This is a genomic window from Bradyrhizobium sp. LB13.1 (assembly GCF_054056815.1).
Genome location: NZ_JBSRYQ010000001.1, coordinates 2,736,564 through 2,758,417 on the forward strand (window position 1 = coordinate 2,736,564; position 21,854 = coordinate 2,758,417).

Annotated in this window: 18 protein-coding genes and 3 pseudogenes; 8 read left to right on the plus strand and 13 right to left on the minus strand. The window is 63.4% G+C overall.

The window, feature by feature from the left end; translation table 11 throughout:
* Nucleotides 1-622: 622 nt before the first annotated feature.
* The 5 genes from ACVWYI_RS13020 to ACVWYI_RS13040 all read right to left on the minus strand — a co-directional run bounded on the left by ACVWYI_RS13020 (nt 623) and on the right by ACVWYI_RS13040 (nt 5,862).
* Nucleotides 623-1,810, minus strand: a complete 1,188-nt coding sequence (locus tag ACVWYI_RS13020) for an FIST signal transduction protein (protein ID WP_456662247.1) — start codon at nt 1,808-1,810, stop codon at nt 623-625.
* A gap of 246 nt (nt 1,811-2,056) precedes the next feature.
* Complete coding sequence (locus tag ACVWYI_RS13025) at nt 2,057-2,434, minus strand: response regulator transcription factor (RefSeq protein WP_249811867.1); 378 nt, start codon at nt 2,432-2,434, stop codon at nt 2,057-2,059.
* A gap of 77 nt (nt 2,435-2,511) precedes the next feature.
* Complete coding sequence (locus tag ACVWYI_RS13030; protein WP_456662248.1) at nt 2,512-3,123, minus strand: response regulator transcription factor; 612 nt, start codon at nt 3,121-3,123, stop codon at nt 2,512-2,514.
* Complete coding sequence (locus tag ACVWYI_RS13035) at nt 3,120-5,396, minus strand: sensor histidine kinase (RefSeq protein ID WP_456662249.1); 2,277 nt, start codon at nt 5,394-5,396, stop codon at nt 3,120-3,122. The genes ACVWYI_RS13030 and ACVWYI_RS13035 overlap by 4 nt, the downstream gene beginning before the upstream one ends.
* Before the next feature lie 310 nt (nt 5,397-5,706).
* On the minus strand, nt 5,707-5,862 hold the full coding sequence (locus tag ACVWYI_RS13040; RefSeq protein WP_456662250.1) for a hypothetical protein: 156 nt from the start codon (nt 5,860-5,862) through the stop codon (nt 5,707-5,709).
* Nucleotides 5,863-6,022: 160 nt separating this feature from the next.
* On the opposite strand from ACVWYI_RS13040, the gene ACVWYI_RS13045 reads away from it, so the two are divergent.
* Nucleotides 6,023-6,997 (plus strand): helix-turn-helix transcriptional regulator, encoded by a 975-nt coding sequence (locus tag ACVWYI_RS13045; protein WP_456662251.1) that lies wholly within the window; start codon nt 6,023-6,025, stop codon nt 6,995-6,997.
* A 123-nt stretch (nt 6,998-7,120) separates the two neighbouring features.
* Here ACVWYI_RS13045 and ACVWYI_RS13050 read toward each other — a convergent pair whose 3' ends face one another.
* Nucleotides 7,121-8,008 (minus strand): hypothetical protein, encoded by an 888-nt coding sequence (locus ACVWYI_RS13050; protein WP_456662252.1) that lies wholly within the window; start codon nt 8,006-8,008, stop codon nt 7,121-7,123.
* Between the two features lie 240 nt (nt 8,009-8,248).
* Between ACVWYI_RS13050 and ACVWYI_RS13055 the strand changes: the two are divergent.
* Nucleotides 8,249-9,437, plus strand: a pseudogene (locus tag ACVWYI_RS13055) (CaiB/BaiF CoA transferase family protein).
* A gap of 121 nt (nt 9,438-9,558) precedes the next feature.
* On the opposite strand, the gene ACVWYI_RS13060 reads toward ACVWYI_RS13055, so the two are convergent.
* Nucleotides 9,559-9,927 (minus strand): hypothetical protein, encoded by a 369-nt coding sequence (locus ACVWYI_RS13060; RefSeq protein WP_247348146.1) that lies wholly within the window; start codon nt 9,925-9,927, stop codon nt 9,559-9,561.
* A gap of 110 nt (nt 9,928-10,037) precedes the next feature.
* On the minus strand, nt 10,038-10,493 hold the full coding sequence (locus ACVWYI_RS13065; protein WP_456662253.1) for an Hsp20 family protein: 456 nt from the start codon (nt 10,491-10,493) through the stop codon (nt 10,038-10,040).
* 355 nt (nt 10,494-10,848) lie between these two features.
* Between ACVWYI_RS13065 and ACVWYI_RS13070 the strand changes: the two genes are divergently transcribed.
* Nucleotides 10,849-11,070 carry a hypothetical protein gene (locus ACVWYI_RS13070; protein WP_456662254.1) on the plus strand — a complete coding sequence of 74 codons (222 nt, stop codon included), beginning with the start codon at nt 10,849-10,851 and terminating at the stop codon, nt 11,068-11,070.
* A complete protein-coding gene (locus ACVWYI_RS13075) occupies nt 11,067-11,246 on the plus strand; it encodes a hypothetical protein (RefSeq protein ID WP_456662255.1) in 180 nt (59 codons plus the stop codon). Before ACVWYI_RS13070 ends, ACVWYI_RS13075 begins: the two co-directional genes overlap by 4 nt.
* A gap of 28 nt (nt 11,247-11,274) precedes the next feature.
* Here the strand turns inward: ACVWYI_RS13075 and ACVWYI_RS13080 are convergent.
* A pseudogene (locus ACVWYI_RS13080) lies at nt 11,275-11,999 on the minus strand (DUF72 domain-containing protein).
* Nucleotides 12,000-12,126: 127 nt separating this feature from the next.
* On the opposite strand from ACVWYI_RS13080, the gene ACVWYI_RS13085 reads away from it, so the two are divergent.
* The gene (locus ACVWYI_RS13085; RefSeq protein ID WP_354046086.1) at nt 12,127-12,342 is read left to right on the plus strand and encodes a hypothetical protein; all 216 of its coding nucleotides are present in this window, start codon (nt 12,127-12,129) and stop codon (nt 12,340-12,342) included.
* Nucleotides 12,343-12,348: 6 nt separating this feature from the next.
* Here the strand turns inward: ACVWYI_RS13085 and ACVWYI_RS13090 are convergent.
* The 4 genes and pseudogenes from ACVWYI_RS13090 to ACVWYI_RS13105 all read right to left on the minus strand — a co-directional run bounded on the left by ACVWYI_RS13090 (nt 12,349) and on the right by ACVWYI_RS13105 (nt 17,425).
* Nucleotides 12,349-13,519: pseudogene (locus tag ACVWYI_RS13090) on the minus strand (amidohydrolase).
* Nucleotides 13,520-13,790: 271 nt separating this feature from the next.
* Nucleotides 13,791-14,879 (minus strand): mandelate racemase/muconate lactonizing enzyme family protein, encoded by a 1,089-nt coding sequence (locus tag ACVWYI_RS13095; protein WP_456662256.1) that lies wholly within the window; start codon nt 14,877-14,879, stop codon nt 13,791-13,793.
* 74 nt (nt 14,880-14,953) lie between these two features.
* Nucleotides 14,954-16,147, minus strand: coding sequence for a M20/M25/M40 family metallo-hydrolase (locus ACVWYI_RS13100; RefSeq protein ID WP_456662257.1), 1,194 nt, complete (start codon nt 16,145-16,147; stop codon nt 14,954-14,956).
* Between the two features lie 24 nt (nt 16,148-16,171).
* The gene (locus ACVWYI_RS13105) at nt 16,172-17,425 is read right to left on the minus strand and encodes an MFS transporter (RefSeq protein WP_456662258.1); all 1,254 of its coding nucleotides are present in this window, start codon (nt 17,423-17,425) and stop codon (nt 16,172-16,174) included.
* 140 nt (nt 17,426-17,565) lie between these two features.
* On the opposite strand from ACVWYI_RS13105, the gene xylB reads away from it, so the two are divergent.
* From xylB to ACVWYI_RS13120, 3 genes are all read left to right on the plus strand, one after another.
* Complete coding sequence (gene xylB / locus ACVWYI_RS13110; RefSeq protein WP_456662259.1) at nt 17,566-19,011, plus strand: xylulokinase; 1,446 nt, start codon at nt 17,566-17,568, stop codon at nt 19,009-19,011.
* Between the two features lie 217 nt (nt 19,012-19,228).
* Nucleotides 19,229-20,752, plus strand: a complete 1,524-nt coding sequence (locus tag ACVWYI_RS13115; protein ID WP_456662260.1) for a sugar ABC transporter ATP-binding protein — start codon at nt 19,229-19,231, stop codon at nt 20,750-20,752.
* Entirely contained in the window at nt 20,745-21,800 is a 1,056-nt protein-coding gene (locus ACVWYI_RS13120; RefSeq protein ID WP_247348171.1) for an ABC transporter permease subunit, read from the plus strand. Before ACVWYI_RS13115 ends, ACVWYI_RS13120 begins: the two co-directional genes overlap by 8 nt.
* Nucleotides 21,801-21,854 lie beyond the last annotated feature (54 nt).

The following is a 21,854-nucleotide window of genomic DNA, read 5'->3' on the forward strand; positions in this document are numbered from 1 at the left end:
AGGACCTCGCCGTCTTGGACGACCCGGCGCTGGTAATGCGCCTGCGCCGCTGTATTTCCCGCGACTAGCAAGCGGATGGGGTTGTTCGGTTCCCCGCCCAAAGGCGAGACGATGTACTCGTCCATACCGAAGAGACGCCGCAGCGACGTCAGCTCGCTGCGGCGGCAATCGGGCAAACACAGTACCCGCTCCACACCGTCATCAAGTGGTGCGAGCGCCAGCGAGGCGGCGGGGAGAACCAGCCTGGCAATGCTGGGACTCTCGGCGTCGTCATAGTATCCATCCATCGTCTCGATGGAGAACACGTTCGCGCCGGGCTGCTTAAAAAGAATGAGGCAGCGCTCGAAGTTGAGTTCGTATAAAGCGAATTCTGAGGCAAGCTGCAGGATCGTGGCGAGGTCGACGGTTGTATTGAATTTCTTACCAAGCTCGTAGAGCTGACGATACGCGCTCATCTGGCCGTCGAGATGCTCTTGGACTTCGTAGAGCTGACTCTCAGTCGTCACCAGGCGCTTGACCTCGTCCGAGAGGCGCTGGTTTTCAACGCGAAGGCGGTCGATCTCGCTCATGCTACCGATCTTTCCACAGGACGCGGAGTATAGCGGTGCTGACATTGGCTAACTCAGTAAACTGCTAATACTACGGCGGTGTAGTTGTGGAAATAGTCGCGCCCTCCTATCGGCCCAATTTCTCCATAGGTGTAGAGGCCTATCCATGGAACCGTGGGCCCAATTTTTTGCTGAAGCTTTTCCAGTATTTGGCTTTTTTGCTGGTCGCGGAAAACGGCTTTGCCGCGGCCTATGCAGTCGAACTGAAACACCATCTTCGGTGCGTTATTGCCTAATGTTGACTTGATTTCTTCGCCAATGCGGTCGACGCCGGCCGATATCTTCTCGTGGTCGCGCCGGCTCATCCAGATGCTCGTACCTTCTTCGACCTCGGTCGGAATTGTGATTGACCCCGCCTTGTCATCTTTTGTCGGCATGAAGCGGATCAAATAGTCGTCGTAACCCTTGATCTGTTCGGGCGCCTTGAATGCCATGCAGAGACTGAGGACCGCCTTGCTCCAATTGTCGATTTCGTCACCGACCAGATATTCCTTGAGCACATCGAGGACCGGCATGCCGTCGATCTCGTAAATGACGTTGCCGGAGCAGCGGGTCACCTTGCGTTCGCCGCCGATCGGAAGGCAGCCGTGGTTAACCGCCCAGGCAAGCCGAGCTGATCCGGACAGCAGAATGCAGGCGATACCATCGGATGTGATTTGATCGTCGCAATATTGATAGGTTTGTTTGAATTCCATGTTGTCGGCCGACGTACCCCCAAACAGGGGCAGGTGACGATCAAGCTGCAATTCACTCTTGAGGCCTGCGGCGAATCGGTCAAAATTCAGGGTCAGCCCGTCGCCAAGCATGATCAACCCAAGCGTGTCAGGCTGCATCTCGCAAGCCAGGCTCTGAGCGATGGTCCTTCCCGCGGCTTCCGAATCCGCCTTGAGGCCGGAGGCGATTGCGTTCTTGAATTTCAATTCATCGGAGCTGATGGTCATCACGGCCACCGAGAAGTTCGACTCGTCGGCTTCGACACCTGCGATGACTCCCCCGCCAGACCCGCCGGCGAGCGGAGCACCACCGGTGGCTACGCGAACGGCGTCCAGGAGTGCGCGCTGTTCATATCCGACGGAAGCAAACATAAAGACGAAGTCGGGCCGGTCGATCCCGGCCGCCGTCAATGCTCTCTCGGCGGCCTCGCGCCCGGCCACCTTCGGATTTCGATGATGACTCATCCCAACACCGGCATTCGTACCCATCGGCATGACCTTTCATCGCGAGCGAACCGGACGCCTGTCCCCAGCAGATTTGCTTAGCTCTATGAGAGATTGCCGATAGGGCGACGACAACAGCGGCAAAGAACGATGAGCACGGCATCCTCAGGCTAGTCGGGGAACCAACGGCTGCCTATGCTAATCCGGCAAAACGCACGCCTTGCCTCATTTGAGAACGTAGCACCGTACACCTTTTGTTGCCATGGTCGCCGACCGGCTCCGGACAGAAGCTTACCTCTTGGTGTTCGTCGCAGTTTCGATGGCGACCAGCAGCGATGCAGGTTGCAGCGGCTTGGTAAGGAAAGCCGCGCAGCCGGCCGCTTCGCAGCGTTCACGGGCGCTGGTCTCGTTGTGAGCCGTGATGACGATGGTGGGAATCCGGATCCCTGAGCGAGTGAGTTGGTGCTGAAGCTCAAGGCCGCTCATTTCGGGCATCTGCAGGTCGACGATCAGGCACACTGGCAGTCCGAGCGGCAGCCCGGCCAGAAAGCCCCGGGCCGAGGTGTATGTCCTGACCTCGAGCGCGCGTGCCCTCAACAAGCGCTCGAGAGCCCTCAGAACGAAGGGGTCGTCATCCACAATCGCGATGCAGCCCGAGTTGTCTCCCATGGTGACACTATCGGCGTCAGGGTTGTGGCCTGTCGAGTTGGCCCTTGGACCAACATTGCCTGGAATTCCACTCGGCACTAGATCCGCGCTTTTTCCGCCAACCTTACGAGGTCCGCCACCGAGCGCACCCCGAGTTTCATCATCACCCGCCCGCGGTGCACCTTGATCGTCTTCTCCGCAGTACCCAGGTTCCCCGCGATCTGCTTGTTGAGGCGGCCGGCGACCACCTGGGTCAGAACTTCGCGCTCCCGCGGTGTCAGCATCGCGAGCCGTACCTTGATCTCGCCGATCTCAGCAATAGCGACGCGGGTCGCCGCATCCTCTTTCCCGGCTCGTGCAATCGCGGCCAACAGTTCTATTTCCTTGACAGGCTTGGTCAGGAAGTCGATCGCACCGGCACGCATGGCGCGGACGCTGGTCGGGATGTCGCCCTTTCCCGTCAGGAAGATGATTGGTCTTTGCGAACCTGCTGCAGTCAAGGTCTGCTGCAGCTCTAGCCCATTCAACCCAGGCATCGACACATCGAGTATGGCACAACCAGGCACCGATCCATCGTGTTCGGCTAGAAACATCGGCGCAGACGTGAATGCCTTGACGTCGAAGTTTCGCGCCCGTAACAGCCGCGACAACGCATTCAGCACCCTCGTGTCATCATCAACAACGAAAATTGTGAACGTCGGATCTTTCATTGGGCCTCCGCAAGGACTTCTTGCGTTGGCAACAATATAGTCGCGACGACGCCACCAGTACGGTCGTTGGCCACGGCAATCTTGCCTCCATGCGCTTCAATGATGGTGGAGCAGATCGTCAGTCCAAGTCCAAGGCCATGGGTCTTTGTCGTGAAGAACGGTTCGAACAAACGGTCTGCCTGGGCAACCTCGATCCCTGGTCCTCGATCTCTGACAAAAACCTCAATGCATCCCTGCGTTGCTCGGCTGGAGATCGTGATCGTCCGCGTCCCCGCGGTCGAAGCCATCGCGTCCATCGCGTTCACGAGGAGGTTTAGCAGAACCTGTTGCAATTGGACGGCATCGCCGAAGAGCTGCGGCAAAGCTGCCGCAAGATCCATGTTGACCATAATGCGGCGGTCGATCATTTCGCTCCGAAGCAACGCGACCGTCTGATCGATCAGTGCGTTCATACTGACAGACTCCAGCACCGTCTCGCCTTTTTTCAGCAAGCTGCGCAGGCGATGAATGACTTCGCCAGCCCGGTTAACATCTTGCACAATATCCTGCAGCGCGTCTCGAACCTCCGCGATGTTGGGGGGATCGTCAGCCAGCAGATAGAGCGCAGCCTGCGCGTTCGACAAGATCGCAGTGAGTGGCTGGTTGACCTCGTGGGCGATCGCACCGGAGAGCTCACCCAGAACGGAAACCCTCATCAAATGCGTAACTTCCTGTCGCTGCAACTCCGCTTCGGACTCGACGGCCTTCTGCTCGGTGACATCAACGAAAATTCCGCTAAATCGGTTCGGAGCTCCGTGATCGTCGGGGCGCACACGCGTCCGGATGCTGATCCAGCGCACCTGACCTTCCATTAGTATCCGAACTTGCGTTACGGCAGGTTCGCCGGCATTCCTGATTTGCCGGATCGCGGCGAGTGCGACATCGCGGTCGTCAGGGTGTATGATTTCCAAAAACGTATCGCGGGTAAGCGGCCGGTCACCCGCGAGCCCAAACATTGCTCGGCAATGCTCCGTGGCCCACATTCCGTTCGTTGTTCGGTCAAACTGCCATAGACCGACATTTACTGAAGCCGCGGTGAAGCTCATTCGCTCCTCGCTTTCCTTGAGCGATATCTCCGCTTGATAGCGCCGGCGCCGCTGGAACAGCAATGCGGTGACGAAGGATGCCTGCAGTCCGACAATCAAGATCGTGCTCAGTACGAGGTAGCGATGCTCACTCCAGAGCGTCGGCTGCTTGAAGAGTACAACGCTGCCAAGCGGAAGGTCACTTTCTTTGAGGCCCCACTGCGTCATAGCCCGCGCATCAGTCCGGAATGCGGGCTTCGGATTGGATTTGGGAGGAACCTTCGTGACCTCGGTACCTGAAAGTATCTCAAGGGCCATGTCAGCGGCAGTTATGCCCAGAGACTCAAATGTGTCTGTGTATCCTCCAACGATGCCGGCGCCGATATAAGTATCGAAGATCCCATAGACTGGGGCGGCGGAAGCTTTCGCCACCGCCGCAGCCACGTCTCTTGGGATGAAGCGTTTGCCTTCGCGATCTGCAAAAAAGGTAAGCATCATGACAATGCTGTCACTTGGCAGCCGTGAAACGTCGCGCAGCAATTCCGCATGAGTGAGGTTAGACCAGTAGACCACCTCAAGCCCGGCATTCTGCCTTTCAATCGCAGTGCGTGCGATTTCACGCCAGCGGAGATCGACGACATCGGTCCCGCTAATCACAACCAAGCGGCGTGCGTTGGGCTGAAGCCGTTCTGCAAGCTCGAGTGTCTTTTCAGGGTAGGAGTTATTGATCACGCCGGTGATGTCCGGCGGCAACTGCAGCGCTTCGTAGGTCGACCGGATGACATCGGAAAATACGACGGGAACACCCGGGCCGATTACGTCACGATACTTGAGGATAAAAGGTATCGCCGAGACGCCGATTACGAACAGAAGGTCGAAATGGACGCCGGCGTATTTCTCGCGAAGGAAATTGGCCATTCGTGAGGCGTGCGCCTCATCCGGACGTCGGGCCAAATCCAGATATTCGGCGTCGATTTCAAGCCCCTCGGGAGATCGTTCCAGCCAGCGCTTTCGAACCGCATCCGAAACCAGTGCGGTAGCCGGGAACGTATAATTGTATGCGTGGAGAACTAAAACCCGTCGCGACGCATCTTCAGCGTGAGATTGAGCGATGAAAACCCAAGGCGTGAAAAGAATCAGCAGAAATGCACCACGCAAAGGACGCGCGTACCTAGCAGCCGGCCAACCAACACGATCGCAGGCTTTCACGAAGCTCGTCCATTCGAAACCCGGACGAGAATAGAGCATTCATTCGGGAGCTGTCGAGTGGTGAACTCGGCTTTGGGCGGTGGTGGGACTAAGCCGCATCGGACCACAGATCGGTTTTCATGCGCGCCCACGTCCTCCGCCGCACGGCCACGTGGGACCTTGGTCCAATTTAGCGGGGCGGTTTCGCCGAATACCTTCCTCAGCTGGATACCTTCGCTGCGGCGCGGCTGCAGAGCCGTTCTGGAGCGGGGGCGAAGATCAGAACCCCACTCTCAGCCCCATCAATTCACGTTCCGCGCGACCAAACGCTTCATCCTTGCGAGCTGCGATAGCAATGCGCCAAATGTGTTATCTCAAGTCGTTTTTGTCCGGCCGGCAGAGCGACAGCCGCTTCGGTCAGTGCGTCGGCGAATTCGTCGCACTCGTCCGCTGTCATGTTGATCGGCTGCTCTGGCTCGGCGCCCATCGATCATCCTCGAACCTTCGGACCTTAAGCGACAGGGGCTGGCAAATCTATTCGTCGCCCCCGGCCGGATTCACTTAATTCGGAGCCCGCCGCCGAGCCCCAACCGCCAACCGTCCGATGGAAACACACAACACGTGTGCCGAAAACTGCGGAGGAGAAGATGGATCGGAGTGCGACGCTCAGCTTTGAAGACCCACTTTGCTACCAGGCGGCGATCACCACTGCGGATCTTGAGGTGCTACCGACGTCAGGCTGTTCGTTCAAGGCGGAATTGATCAAGGTCCGCTTGGGTGAGCTATTGCTGCAACGCTTCTTCCATAATCTACCCACGCTCAACACCGGCGTTATCAAGCCCGGACGCAGCGTATTTACGTTCCTGACGTCATCGTCGCCAGCTAGTATGCGGCACTGCGGAATGGACGTTTTGTCTGGAGACATCATCGCCAATGACGGCGACGAGATACACCAGCAGACCGAGGCCGAGTTTCGTCTGGGATCGATATCTCTCGCGATCGCCCAACTCGATGCCGCTTGCCAAGCCATAGCCGGTTGCGAGTTTTTTTCGAACTCAGCGCAGAAGCAGCTTATTCGGCCGGATGCTGCTATGATGTCGCGGCTGTTGAACCTGCATGAGGTAGTGGGCCAAATCGCAGCAAACGCGCCTGAGATTCTTGTCGTGAACGAGGCAGCGCGCTCCTTGGAGAACCAGTTCATCCATCTACTGGTCAGGTGTCTGACGGAGAGCGCATCTAGTCGATCCATTAACTGCGGCCTGCGGCAGGCTCGGATAATCGCAAAATTCCATGAATATCTTGAAGCTAACCCGAACGTGCCGCTTTATTTGGAAGACATATGCGGAGCGATCGGAGCGGCGGAACGCAGCCTTCGCGCCGCCTGCGAAACACATCTCGGCATGGGTCCTATCCGCTATCTTGCGCTGAGGAGAATGCACCTTGTTCGCCGGGCGCTCTCGCAAGCCGATTCTTCCACCACGACCGTGACGAGAATTGCCATGGAGCACGGGTTCTGGGAGCTGGGGCGCTTCTCAGGGAGTTACCGCGCGATGTTTGGGGAAACGCCTTCGGCTACATTGTTCCGACCGCCGCACGACCGACCTGCGGATGGCCTGATGTAGCGCGAGCGCCGAGTTGAAGCCGGCCAAATCCACCAGACTTAGCACTCTAGCTACGCCGTCGGTCCACTTCCGGTCTGGCCCTGAACGGACCCTTCAGCCGCTTCCACTCCAATCAGCGTCCGCCTATCCTTCGTATTGGTCCGGCCCCATCGCCCAGAGCGATTGATCGTGACCGGATGCGTAATTGCGATTGTTCAGCGCCGGATTGCGATTGACCATCGGCCGCATGAACATCGGGTGAGTGGCGCTGCGCACCTCGTGCTCGACCGTGAACAGGGGCTTGCCGCCGTCGAGATCGACGATGTCGCAGAACCGGTACTGATATTGATTGTCCTCGCGCGAGATCAAATTGCGCGCCAACAGCCTGCGGTAAGGGCCGGAGAAGTCGGTGATGTACATCTGCACATGGTGGCCGTCGTAGTCGCCTTGCGGCCGATCGGTCTCGCGGAACAACAGATGCTGGTCGCGGCCCGTCTTCACGGCGGCGACCGTGCCGTCGCCGTTCCACAAGGCGGAAGGCATGCCCATGATTTCAGGGTAGAAGGCGCAGATACGCGCTGCCGAACCCACCGGCACGTCGAACTCGACATAGGGAATGCCGAGCGCGATGCGGCCGAAGCGCGCGGCGTCGGGCTCGTAACAGCGCAGGCGGTTGCCCCACGGACAAATCGCTTCGACATGGTCGTTGCGCTCGGCGAAGGCGAACGCCGTGCCCTCGAGCTTTTTGGCGACCGACGCCAATCGCGCCAGCAGCGCCTCGCGGCCCGCGATCACCAGTCCGACATGACCGCGCAGCACCTGCGGCCTCCCGCTCGGCAAGTGGAATTGGCTCCGCCCGGCGTTGATCCACATGTTGGTGTCGGACACCATCAGGTAGGGATCGCGGGTGAGCCCGAGGCCCGTGACGTAGAACAGGTTGGCGAGCCGCTGATCCGGGACCTGGATGTTGACGTGCTCGAGATGGATCGCGTTGCCGAGATCTTCTGCGGATCGATCGAATTGTTGCGGCATGGATGGGGCTCTCGCTGGGGGACGGACGGGTCATACTAAAGCGTTTTCGAGCGAAGTGGACACCGGTTCGCGCAAAGAAAACGCGTCAAAATAGGAATCTAGAGCGCGCAATTTCCGCCAGCCGAAACGGCGAACCGATGACATCTTGAGGCAGGGCATGACGTCCGTTGCGACCTTGCCGTGGCGGCCAGTCCCTGTAATCTGACCAAAACCTGAGGTAAGAACACCGGGAAGGAACGGATGCGGGGAGTTTTGGCGGGCGTACGCGTTCTCGATTTCGGGCGCTATATCGCAGGGCCTTATTGCGCGACCTTGCTGGCCGAATTCGGCGCCGAGGTCATTCGCGTGGAGAAGCGCGACGGCAGCGAGGATCGCTTCGTGGCGCCGGTGGGAGAGGGTGGCGAAGGCGCGCTGTTTCTTCAGGTCAATCGCAACAAGAAGTGCCTCACGCTCGATCCGATGAAGCCGGAAGGGCAGGAGGTGATGCGCCGCCTGGTTGCGACCGCGGACGTGGTCGTCGCCAATCTGCCGCCGCAGACCCTGCGCGCGATGAAGCTCGACTACGACTCGCTCAAGGCGATCAAGCCGGACATCATCCTGACGACGGCAACCGCGTTCGGCGGGCCGGGGCCCTGGTCCGACCGCGTCGGCTTCGACGGCGTCGGGCAGGTCATGTCGGGTTCGGTGTACATGACGGGCGCCGGCGATCCGCCTTACCGGGCCGCGGTCAACTGGGTCGATTTCGGAACGGCGCTGCATTGCGCGTTCGGGACGCTCGCTGCGCTGATCGAGCGCGGCAAATCCGGGCGCGGGCAGATCGTCGAGGGCGCGCTGCTTGCAACCGCTTTGTCCTTCACCAATGCCACGCTGATCGAGCAGGCGCGTTATCAACGTCAATCGCGTGCCGACAGGCAATCTCGGCCAGACCGCAGCGCCAGCCGACATCTATCGCACCAGCGACGGCTGGGTGTTGTGCCAGGTCACGGGGCATCCGCTGTTCAAACGCTGGGCCAGGCTGATGGGCGAGGAGGAGGTGTGGCTGAACGATCCGCGCTTTGCCGACGACATCAGCCGCGGCAACAACGGTCCCGTCATCAGCGAGCGGATGGCGCGCTGGTGCGCCGAGCGCACCACGCAGGAGGCCGTCGACACCCTGGGCAATGCCATGATTCCGACCGGCCCGGTGCTGAGCCCGCAGCAGGCGCTGGATCATCCGCACATCCGCGCCGCCGGCTTTATGCAGGACGTCGATTATCCCGGTCTGCCGAAGCCCGCACCAGTGACACGCGCCGCCGTCCGCCTGTCGGAAACGCCCGGTGAAATCGCGACGCGCGCGCCGACGCTCGGCGAGCATACCGATCTTATCCTGACCGAGCTCGGCTACGACAAGGCCGCGATCGCGGCGCTCCGGCAAGGCGGCATCGTCTAGCGAGGGAGGCAGGCCGAGCACATCCGGCAATCTCTCATCGGCCCTGTGCGATTGCCGGGAGCTTGGCTGCGGTGTGGTCAACGGGTTGTTTGGAGGACAACGTCGGCGGACGCCGGAGGCGCTACGCGCAGAGATCGATGGCAGCGCGACCATCAGGTGGTCGGCCGTCACCGTCGGCTCCCGCATCAAATGCGGGACGCCGCAGCCGCATCGAGGCGCCGCCGGGGGGCGGCGGGTCGTCGTCGTCATCCAGCCTGCGCAGCGCGGCGAGGATGTCCGCGAGCCGGATGGTGTGGTCCAGGCCGGGAATCTCGCGCAACGCGGGATGGGATTCGACCGCGTACATGTCGGACGCCCACGACGACAGGATGATCCGCTTCTCCGGGGTCGAGAGGCCGCGGTCGTCGAGGACGGCGCTCGGAGATGCATAATGTGCGGCGGGATGAAACAGCGGGTCGAGACCGCCGGTGGTCGCATTGGCATTGGTCATGGTTGTCTCCCTCTACACTCCTTCCGAAGGGATGGTTCTCGATCGGCGGACGGCGACCCGGTCGCCATCCGCCATGCTGGTTGCAGCAGTGCCGAACGAGCGGGACGAGGCTAAGCCGCCTTCCTCTGCTCGATCTGCGGTGACGAAGAGCCCGCGATCTGGATCCGGCGTGGCTTCATCGCGTCCGGAATCTCGCGCACCAGGTCGATGATCAACAGGCCGTCCTCAAAGGCAGCCTGCTTGACCTGGACGTAGTCGGCGAGATTGAACACGCGGCGGAACGGGCGTGCCGCGATACCCTGGTAGAGGTATTCGCGTGCAGCGCTGTCGGGCTTCCTGCCCTCGATGGTAAGGGCGTTCTGTTCGGCGGTCACCGTGATGTCGTTGACGCTGAAGCCCGCCACCGCCAGCGTGATGCGGTAGTGGTCTTCGCCGGACCGCTCAATATTGTAGGGGGGATAGTTGTCCTCGCTCGCCTGGCGCAGCGTGCTGTCGACGAGGTCGGCCAGGTGGTCGAAGCCAATGGTGGAGCGCCACAGGGGCGCGAAGTCAAAGGTGGTCCTCATACCAAGTCCTCCAAAGAGCAAGATGGATACGAAGGAGCGCAAGACAGGGAATCGGACCAGGTCCGAACATCCCGACCGGCGCCCGCGCCGGACCCGATCGGGCATCCGGCACGCCGCTCTCGCGGCGAAAAACGAAATAGAGCGGCGCAAGGACGTTGCAAGAGGTGAGCAAAATTTTTTTTTGACTCACATCGCCGGCGGCCGGCCGATCCCTCCAAAAGCGCCGGCAAGCGGCGAGGAATCGCCTTGACAAGGAAAGCAGCCTGAATATTTTTTGGCCAGGAAGATTGCAAGATTGCCCTTCCGACACCGCTAAATCGATAAGGACCGTGAACGACCGTCTGGAGTGACGACGATGCTCGATCAAGATCTGGCCCGCCTCCGTGCGCACCGAAACAATCTCTCCCGCTACCGGCGCTTGCTGAAGACCAAGCTGTCGGACATCGAACGCCGGTTTGTCGAACGACGCCTCGCCGAGGAGCAGACCGCGCTCGAGGCCCTTGCCGCCGATGTCTTCCCCATTGCATTCACCCTTCCGAACCAGCCGCCGTCCGCCGCGCGGGGAGCGGAACGATGAGCGACGTCCGCGACCTCCTCATCCGCGGCAGCGAGAAGGTGATCCGGCACTATCGGCTGCTGCTGGCCGGCGCCAGAACCGAGAGCGAACGCGAGTGCTACCGTAGCAGAATCCAGCGCGAGCAGCGCCTGCTCGACGAGCTGCAGGGCGGGTTGCCGGATCGATCGGCGGCATGACCGCGCTTCGCCGAGCCTTGTCCGTGCGTTACAGCAATTGCTTCAATGCCTGTGCATCGGCCGGCGCCGCGCTCTTCTGGTCGTTGTCGAAGTAGACAAAGACGTCGCAGCCCTGCCGCTTCCAGGACTTGATGCGCCGCGCCACCATTGCGCCAGCGTGGTTTTCGTATAGTGCCCGTGATAGCGCCCGCTTGGTCCGTGTCCGCGCACATAGACGAAATCCGCCGTGCGCTTCCATGGTGCCGGCGCGTCGTGATGGTCGGACAAACATAGCGAGATGTTCTCGTCGGCCAGCATCCTGAGAATGCGCGGCTGATACCAGCTCGGATGACGGAATTCGAAGCTGTACCGCCGCTTTCTCGACAACAGCTTGAAGAAGGCGGCGAGGCGGTCCGCGTCGACCTCGAATTGCGGCGGGAGCTGGAACAGGATCGGGCCGGCCTTGCCGCCGAGCCGCGAGATACGATCCTCCAGCAGCTCGAGGCTGTTGACGGAGCGGCCCGACAGGCGCTTCCAGTGGGTGATGAATTTCGACGCCTTCCAGGCGAACACGAAATCGCGCCCGGTCTGCGCCCGCCAAGCCTCGACGGCCTCCGGCGTCGGGGTGCGGTAGAACACCCCGTTCAGCTCGGTGGTGTCGAACTGTCCGGCGTAATAGCGCAGCTGCTCCTTCAACGTCACGCCCACCGGAAAGAACGGGCCCCGCCAGGAGGCGTAATGCCAGCCGGAAGTTCCGATCAGAACGCGTGCCATTTCCCTGCCATCCGGTTGCCATCGTCGGACGCGGCACGCTTGATGGCGGGAGCCGCGCCAGCCGAAAGGGAACGCCCGTGCGGCCGATACGTTGCTCGTGAGCTTGACCAACGCAGGATCGGAACCGATGTACGCACTGTTCGAAGGTAGCAAGCAGATCGGCGACCCATTCCCCTCCGAGAAGGAGGTGTGGGAAGCCGCATTGATCGAAGGGCTGGTGACCGACGTTCCCGTCGCGGACGAGGAGGGCGGCAGGCTTCTGCCTGCCGGTTATCACGTCGCGCGCATCGAGGAGACATTCGAGCCGAAGCCGGGCTGGAAGCTGCCGCGCGATATCTCTTGAGCGCGCCTAGTTTGACGCCAGCGCCGACTTGTTCGAGACCAGCGCCGACTTGGCGACTTCCGCCATCCAGCTCGATGCCACCGGCAGGATCGCGTCGTTGAAATCATAGCGCGGGCCGTGCAGCTCGGCGCCGTCGCGTAAAGCCCCGTTGCCGATCCAGACGAAGGCGCCGGGCCGATGCCGGAGGTAGAAGGCGAAATCCTCGCCGGCCATGCTGGGCGCGAGGTCGCGCCGCAGCTCGGCCTGCACCTTGTCCGCGGCGAGGCGCGCGAGACCCGCCTCCGTCGGCGTGTTGATCACGACGCCGACACCCATGACGATCTCGGGCGTCACCTTGACGCCAAAACTCGTCGCGATGCCGGCGCAGATCGCTTCGATCCGCGCCACGATGGTGTCTTTCACCGCGTCGCGATGATAGCGCAGCGTTCCGCCGATCATGACGCGCCCCGCGATCTGATTGCGCGCGGTGCCGCCTTCGATCGTGCACAGCGAGAGCACGGCGGTGTCGAGCGGATCGACGCTGCGCGATACGATCGATTGCAGCGCCAACGATCAAATGGCCCGCCGCCATCACCGGGTCCCGTGTCAGATGCGGCATGCCGGCATGTCCGGCATGGCCGTCGATCGTGATGCTGACGCGGCCACCGGAGGCCATGACGACGCCGTCATGGACCGCGATGGTGCCGGCGGCAAGGCCCGGCCAGTTGTGAAAGCCGAACACCCGTTCCATCGGAAAGCGGTCGAACAGCCCGGCCGCGACCATCGCGCGCGAGCCGCCAAAACCTTCTTCCGCCGGCTGGAAGATGAAGTCGACCGTGCCGCTCCAGCTGGTGTCGGCGGCGAGCAGCGCGGCGGCGCCGAGCAGCGAAGCGGTATGCCCGTCATGGCCGCAGGCATGCATCACGCCGGGATTTTTCGAGCCGTAGGGCAGGCCCGTGTCTTCGGTGATCGGCAGCGCATCCATGTCGGCGCGCAGGCCGACGCGGCTCTGCGTGTGGCCACGCGTCAAGGTCGCGACGATGCCGTGGCCGCCGATGCCTGACACGAAGGGAATGCCGAGCTCGGTGAGCTTGTCCTGCACAAAGGCGGCGGTGGCCTTCTCCTGGAGGGACAGTTCGGGATGCGCATGCAAATGCTGGCGCCACGCGGTCAGTTTCTGGTGCAGTTCGGGTGTCAAGACAGGCATCTCTCGCAAGGTGGCGGCTTGCCACCATAGCGGATTATCCGCGCCCTGCATCCAGCACCTTGGAATGCCTCGCGTGCAGCAACACGTTGGTGATTGCTGGGCAGACCGACCGCGCTGCGCGCTCCACTTCACCTCTCCCGCTTGCGGGAGAGGCCGGGAGAGGGCTCGATCGTCATTGGGGATCTCTCTGCGGAGACACACCCTCTCCCCAACCCTCTCCCGCAAGCGGGAGAGGGGGCGCACCGGCGGCCGCGGATCCGCGCTACGCCGCCAGCTTCGCCAGCCCGCTCCAGTCGAAGCTGATGCCGTGGCCCATACGGTCCGGCGCGAGCGCAAGCCCATCCTCCAGCACCAGCGGATGCTCGATATATTTGTCCAGCCCAAAGCCGTGCGCCTCCAGATACGATCGGTTCGGGCAGGCCGCGAGCAGGTGCACGGTGATGTCGTGCGCGCCGTGGCTGGTGACGGGCAGGTTGAACGCTTCCGCCAGCCGCGCGATCTTCATGAACGCACTCACGCCGCCGCAATTGGTGACGTCAGGCTCGGGATAGGACACCGCGCCTGCGACGATGTAGTTCTTGAACTCCCACAGCGAGCGCAAATTCTCGCCGGCCGCGATCGGCACGCCGCCGGCCTGCATGATCCGCGCATGTCCCGCGACATCGTCGGGGATGATCGGCTCCTCGAGCCAGGTGAGGTCATGGGGAACAAACGCACGGGCGGCGCGGATCGCTTCCTCGACCGTCCATTTCATGTTGGCGTCCGCCATCAGCGGAAACCCGTCGCCGAGATGCTGTCGCATCGCGGAGACCTTCGCGACGTCGGTTTTGAGATCAGGCCGGCCGACCTTCATCTTGATGGCGCGAAAGCCCTTGGCGAGATTGCCGTCGGTCTGCTTCAGCAGCGCCTCGACGGAGAGATCGAGGTCGATGCCCCCTGCGTAACACGGCACACGCGCATCAAAACCGCCGAGCAGGCGGAACAGCGGCAATTTCGCGCGCCGCGCCTTCAAGTCCCACAGCGCGATGTCGAGCGCGGAGAGTGCCAGCACCGCCGGCCCGCCGCGCCCGCCATAATGCAGGCCCCACCAGACCTGATGCCAGATCGCTTCGGTATCATCGGCCTCGCGCCCCTCGACGAGTGGCGGGATCTCGCGCTTGAGAATGTTGGCGACCGCGCCGCCATTGCGCCCGACTGTGTAGGTGTAGCCGACGCCCTCGGCGCCATCGGCATCGCGGATGCGGCAGGTGATCAGCTCGAACGCCGCGATCTCGCCATGGGTCGAGTCGGAGAGCGTGACGGGGAGGGGGATCCGGTAGAACCCGGTCTCGATGGTCGAAATGCGCGGCATGATTTGTCCCTGCGTTTTCTTTGCAGGCTAGGCTGGCATGCACGGCCCGGCAAGCGCGCGCCGTGCAAGGCAGCTCACCGCATCGTCGCGAGCTGCAATGCCAGCGCACAGGCGCGGTCGTATTCGTCGAGATTGATCCATTCGTCGATCGTGTGCGCCTCGTTCTGGCCGGCGCCAAAGGTCACCGTCGGAACGCCGTGGCGGACCATCCAGTTGGCGTCGAGGCCGCCATTGGCGGCGCGCACGTTCGGAGTTCCGCCCACCGCAGACACCGCCTCGATCGCGCGTTTCACCACCGGCAGGTTCTCCTTCATGCGGAACGGATAATAGTCGGTTTCGGCCTTGAATTTGACCTTGCCGGCTTTTCCTTGCGCGTTGGTGACGCGCTTGGCCGCCTTCTCGAACGCGGCCTTGTAGGCCTTGGTGATCTCCTTGAAGAACTTTCCGTCATGGCTGCGGCTTTCGCCGCGCACGTGCACGTAGTCGGTGACGACGTTGGTGGCATCGCCCGCAGGCCGCCCCTCGCCGCCGGTGACGGGGCCGACATTGCTGGTGCCTTGCTGCTTGCGCTTGACCACCTTGCCGAACCAGCCGCCGGCCTTCACATCAGCCAGCGCCAGCGCGAGGATCATGGTCGAGGAGATGCCGCGCTCCGGCGCGACGCCGGCATGCGAGGCGCGGCCGAAGATCTCCACGGTCCAGCGATCGGCTCCGACGGCGCCGATGACGACGTTGGAGGCCGAGCCACCATCATAGTTGAACGCCATCACCGGCGAGCCGAGCTCGTTGAGCTTGACGTGGCGCGCGCCATAGAGCCCGCTCTCCTCGCGCACGCAGAACAGAAGCGTGATCGGCGGATGATCGAGATTCTGCTTTTCGAGCTCGGCCGCCAGCGTCACCAGCACGCCGCAGCCGCAGCGGTTGTCGCCGCCGAGCGCGGTCTTGGCCTCATTGACGATCTTGCGCTTCGCGAGCTTCGGCTTGGCGCCGGCGCACAGCGGCACGGTGTCCATGTGGGTCATGAACATGATGCGCGGCTGGTTGTGCAGCGCGCCGCGGCCGGGCAGGTCGACGATGAGGTTGCCGGTCTCGGTCGGCACGGGAATGCGCGTATTGGCGTCGTCGAGCCGGATCGCCTTCGCCGGCACGCCGCTCTCCTTCAGCGCGGCCGTGAGCTCCCGCCCGATCGCCGCCTCCTGCCCGGTGACGCCTTCGACGGCGAGGAAGCGCATGAGGCGGTCGGTGGCGGCTTTGGCGTCGACAGACATGAGATGTCCCCTTGATGCAGAGCCTTACTCTATCGCCGGTCTTGGCGAGGTATAGACCAAAAAGATCAGCGCGCCGATGCCGAGCATGGCAGCCATGAACAGCAGCACGGCCGGCAGCCCCGCGAAGGCCGCGACCGCGCCGGTGATCGACTGCATCAGCGCCGCGCCGAGGAAGAAGGCGAGGTTGATCGCCGCAAGCGCCTTGCCCGCAACTTGGGCGTCGACCAGCTGACGCGACATGCCGAACAGCAGCGGCTGCGCGGAGGTGGCGAGCCCGATGAGCACGAACAGCACGAGGTCGTATTGCGGCGGCATCACGGGCACACCACACAGCACGGAGACAGCGTAGTGCGGCGCCCCTAACGCCATCAGCCCCAGCAGCAATGCGCCGGCCAGGTGCGTTCCCGCCACCAGCTCGCGGCGGCGACTGAGTTTGCGGTCGATCATGCCGATGAGAAGCGGGCCAGCAATCATCGCCAGCGTGAACGCGCCGAGCTGGTTGCCGGCCTCGACCCGCGACAATCCCTTGACCTGCATCAGCCACGGCCCGCCCCACAGGCCGCGCAGCACCAGCGAGGTCGCAAGCGACACCAGCGCCAGCGCGATCAGGCCGCGCAAGGGCCGCGACAATCCGAGCCTGAGCACCTCGATCATCTGCGACAGCGCCGAGGATTCATCCTTGTGCTCGGCCGGCTGGTTCGGCACCAGCATGAACACGGCAAACGCGACCACGACGCCGCCGAGTGCCGAGATCCAGAACCCGGCGCGCCAGCCGTAGGTGTCGACCACGAAGGCGAGCGGGCTCGACGACAGCAGCATGCCGATATTGCCGATCGAGAGGATCGCGCCCGACCACAGCCCGAAGCGGGCGGCCGACAATTGCTTGGCGGCCAACGTCATCGGGCACATCAGCATGCCGGAGGTGGCGATGCCCAGCAGCACTTGCCCGACCGCGAAGCTTTCGGGTCCAGTCGCGAACCCCGACGCGATGGCGCCGACCACGGTTCCGGCGAGCAGGCTCAGCGACACCGGCCGGACGCCAAAGCGGTCCATCGCCGCGCCGACCGGGATCTGCGCCGCCGCAAACGCGAACGGGTAGACCGAGGTGAGGCTCGCCAGCGCCTGTGGTTCGATGCCGAAATCCGCTGCCATCAGGTCGAGGCTGACCGCCGGAATGGTGCGCAGCAAGGTCGAGAGCATGTGCCCGCAGGCCAGCGCGAGCAATGCAAGGATCAGCGCGCGGGTGGCTCCCGCGTCGTCGGTGGCGGCGATGGTCATGGGCATTGCGTCCCGACAAGGTTTCGGGTGGGGGTTACATGATTGGCGGGTGCATGCCAACATCGGGAACGCCATGCCCGCAATGTCATGGACACGCAAGATCCTGGACGCGCAAGGCAACGCGCAAGGCAAGTGGCATCATGTATCTCGGGATCGATCTCGGCACCTCTGCCGTCAAAATCGTTCTGGTCGACGACGCGCAGCGCGTGGTGGCGAGCCGCAGCCGGTCGCTGACGGTCAGCTCGCCACATCCCGGCCATAGCGAGCAGGACCCGGCGCAGTGGATCGAGGCCATTTTCGCGACGCTGGATGCGCTGAAGGCGGATCACGCGCGCGAATTGGCCGGGGTCGAGGGCATCGGCCTGTCGGGCCAGATGCACGGCGCAACGCTGCTCGACGCCGGCCTCGCGCCGTTGCGCCCCTGCATTCTCTGGAATGACGGACGGTCTGTCGCGGAATGCGCCGAGCTGGAGCGGCGCTGGCCCGCCTTGCGGACGACGACCGGCAACAAGGCGATGCCGGGATTCACCGCGCCAAAACTGCTATGGGTCGCCAGACACGAACCGGAGATTTTCGCCGCCACCAGGCTCGTGCTGCAACCAAAGGCCTATCTGCGCCTGGTGCTGACGGGCGAAGCGATCGAGGATGTCTCGGACGCCTCGGGTTCGCTGTGGCTCGATGTTATCAGCCGCGATTGGTCGGATGAGGGGCTCGCCGCGACCGTTCTGTCGCGCCGGCAGATGCCGCGTCTGGTCGAGGGCTGCGCGCCGTCGGCACGGCTGCGGAGCGAGATGGCGCAGCGCTGGGGCATGACCGGGCGGCCGATGATCGCCGGCGGGGCCGGCGACAATCCTGCGGGAGCCGTCGGCATCGGCGCCATCAATCCCGGCGCGGCCTTCATTTCGCTCGGAACCTCCGGCGCATTGCTGGTGCCGACCGACACGATCGCGGCCAACCCGGAGCGGGTCGTGCACACCTTCTGTCACGCCGTCCCCGACAGATGGATTCAAGCCGGCGCGATCCTCTCGGCGGCATCGTGCCTGGCCTGGATCGCGCGGTTGTTGGGGACCTCCGAGGCCGACCTGCTGGCGCCGCTCGGGTTGCACCCAAAGGCGCCGTCGTCCGTCAGCTTCCTGCCGTACCTCTCCGGCGAACGCACCCCGCATGATGACCCGGATGTGCGCGGCATGCTCGACGGGCTCAGTCACGCCACCGATCGTGACGCCATCGTGCAGGCCGTGCTGGAAGGCGTCGCCTTCGCGCTTGCGGATTGCCGGGACGTGCTTGCCGAGACCGGATTGGTGATCGCTGAGGCCGATGTCATCGGCGGTGGCTCGCGGTCGCGGTTCTGGCTGTCGGTGCTGGCCAATGTCCTGAACGTCCCCGTGCATCGCTTTGCCGACGGCGAGACGGGCGCGGCGTTTGGTGCGGCGCGGCTCGGCCGCCTCGCCGTCACCGGGGAGGCGATCGAGGCCGTCTGCACCGCGCCACGGCGCGTCGAGACGTTCGAGCCCGACCGCGCGCTTGCGCAGGCCTATGCCGAGCGACTTCCGGAATGGCGCCGCCTGTACCGGCCGCGGCGCTGATCGCGCACCAGATGGTGCGCGACGATGTGGCGAAGAAAAGGCATTGCATTCGAGATCGGTTCCGCCCGGAAAAGATAAAAGCGGCGCCGGACCGTTCGTCGGCATGCGGGAGCTATTGCCCTGCGCCGCGGCCTTTTGTTTAATGCGCCACGCGCCAGGGACCGAACGAGACGCGGGTGAGATTACGATGCCGCCGTCGGCGCGCCGGGGAGGTGTGATGAGCGAGCCCATCCTCGAGATGCGCCGGGTCTCCAAATCGTTCTTCAGCATCAAGGCACTGCGCGACGTCGACCTCACCGTCTACGCCGGCGAAATCCACGCATTGATGGGTGAGAACGGCGCCGGCAAATCCACCCTGATGAAGATCCTGTCGGGCGCCTACCGGCCAGACCCGGGCAGCGAAATCCGCATCGACGGCCAGCCGGTGCAGATCAGCGGCCCGCACGGCGGCCGCGCGGCCGGCATCGCGATCATCTATCAGGAACTCTCGCTCGCCCCCAATCTGAGCGTTGCGGAGAATATCTATCTCGGTCGCGAGGTCTCCCGCGGCGGCTTGCTGGCGCGCGAGGCGATGCAGGCCGGCGTCGGTCCGATCCTTGCGCGGCTCGGCGCCGATTTCACGCCGCAGACCCTGGTGGCCAGTCTCTCGATGGGCCAGCGCCAACTGGTCGAGATCGCGCGCGCGCTGCATGCCCGCTCCAGAATCCTGATCATGGACGAGCCGACCACCGCGCTGTCGGCCGGCGAGAGTGAAAGGCTGTTCGCGCTGATTCGTCAGCTGCGCGCCGAAGGTCTCGCCATCATCTACATCTCGCATCGCATGGACGAGGTCTATGCGCTCGGCGACCGCGTCACCGTGCTGCGTGACGGCACGCTGGTCGGTTCGCTCGACAAGCCGGACATCCGCGCCGACGCCATCGTCCGGATGATGGTGGGACGCGACGTCTCGTCCTTCTACAAGAAGGAGCATGATCTCAAGGCGCGGCCGGGAGCTCCCGTGCTTGCGGCCGTCGACATCGCGGACAACAGGCGCGTCAAGGGATGTTCGCTGACGGTGCATGCGGGCGAGGTCGTCGGTCTCGCCGGCCTGGTCGGCGCCGGCCGCACCGAGCTTGCGCATCTGATCATCGGCGCCGCGCCCATGATCTCGGGCCATGTCGAGATCGAGGGCCGCGCGGTCCGCATCCGCACGCCCGGCGAGGCGCTGGACGCGGGCATTGCCTATCTCACCGAGGACAGGAAGGCGCTCGGCCTGTTTCTCGACATGTCCTGCCTCGACAACATCAATCTCGCTGTGCTGGGACGCGATGCGAAATTCGGCGGCATCCTCGACCGAGACAAGGCTCGCGACCGCGCCAAACGCGCGTTCGCGGCGCTCGGAATCCGCGCTGCCAATGTCGGCGTTCCCGCCGGCGGGCTCTCCGGCGGCAACCAGCAGAAGGTGCTGCTGTCGCGGTTGCTCGCGATCGGTCCGAAAATCCTGATCCTCGACGAGCCGACGCGCGGCGTCGACGTCGGCGCCAAGTCCGAGATCTATTCGATCATCGACAATCTCGCGAAATCGGGCGCCGCGGTTCTCGTCATCTCGTCCGACCTGCCCGAGATCATCGGCATCTGCGACCGCGTCGTCGTGATGCGCGCGGGGCGGATCGCCGGGCAGATCCGGCGGGACGCGAAATCGCCGCTCAATCAGGAGGAGATCATGGCACTCGCCACCGGAACGGAGCAGCTCGATGCCTGAGAACGGCGCTTCCTCCAACACCGTACCTGCAAAGGCCGCCCCAGCCGGGTCCGGTGTTGCCGCCGCGCAGGAGACGAAGCGGCAGCGTACGCGGATGATCATTCGCGCGGTCGGCATGCTGCCGGTGCTGCTGTTGCTGTGCATCGGCTTTCATGTCCTGTCGGACGGCCGCTTCTTCACCGGCCAGAACATCGGCATCGTGGTGCAGCAATCCGCGGTCAATACCGTGCTGGCCGCGGGCATGACCTTCGTCATCCTCACCGGCGGCATCGATCTCTCGGTCGGCTCCATCCTGGCGGCGTCGGCGATGGCCGGGTTGATCGTCTCCAAATTCCCCGATCTCGGGGCACTGTGGTTGCCGGCCGCGGTGCTCACCGGCGCCGTTTTCGGCATCCTCAATGGCGCCTTGATCGCGCTGTTGCGCCTGCCGCCCTTCATCGTCACGCTGGGGTCGTTGACCGCCGTGCGCGGTGCGGCGCGCCTGCTCGGCGCCGACACCACGGTGTTCAATCCGTCGATTCCCTATGCTTTCATCGGCAACGGCGCCGTGACTCTCATTCCCGGCGTCGTGTCGATACCGTGGCTCTGGGTGATCGCGTTGCTGGTCATCCTGGTGTCGTGGCTGGTGCTCAAGCGCACCGTGCTCGGGGTGCACATCTACGCGGTCGGCGGCAACGAGAGCGCCGCGCGGCTCGCCGGCATCAAGGTTTGGGCCGTGCTGATCTTCGTCTATGCCGTGTCCGGCCTGCTCGCAGGCCTCGGCGGCGCGATGCAGGCGGCGCGCCTCTACGCCGCCAATGGCCTGCAGCTCGGCCAGTCCTACGAGCTCGACGCCATCACCGCCGTGATCCTGGGCGGCACCTCCTTTGTCGGCGGCATCGGCTCGATCTGGGGAACGCTGGTCGGCGCGCTGATCATTGCCGTGTTGTCGAACGGCCTGATCCTGATCGGCGTGTCCGACGTCTGGCAATATGTGATCAAGGGCCTGGTGATCATCGGCGCGGTCGCGCTGGACCGCTATCGGCTGCAGGGCTCGGCCCGCACTTGAGCGCGGGAGAGACGCAGCCGCTGCTGCGCCCTCATGTTCATTCCGTCACGGCAA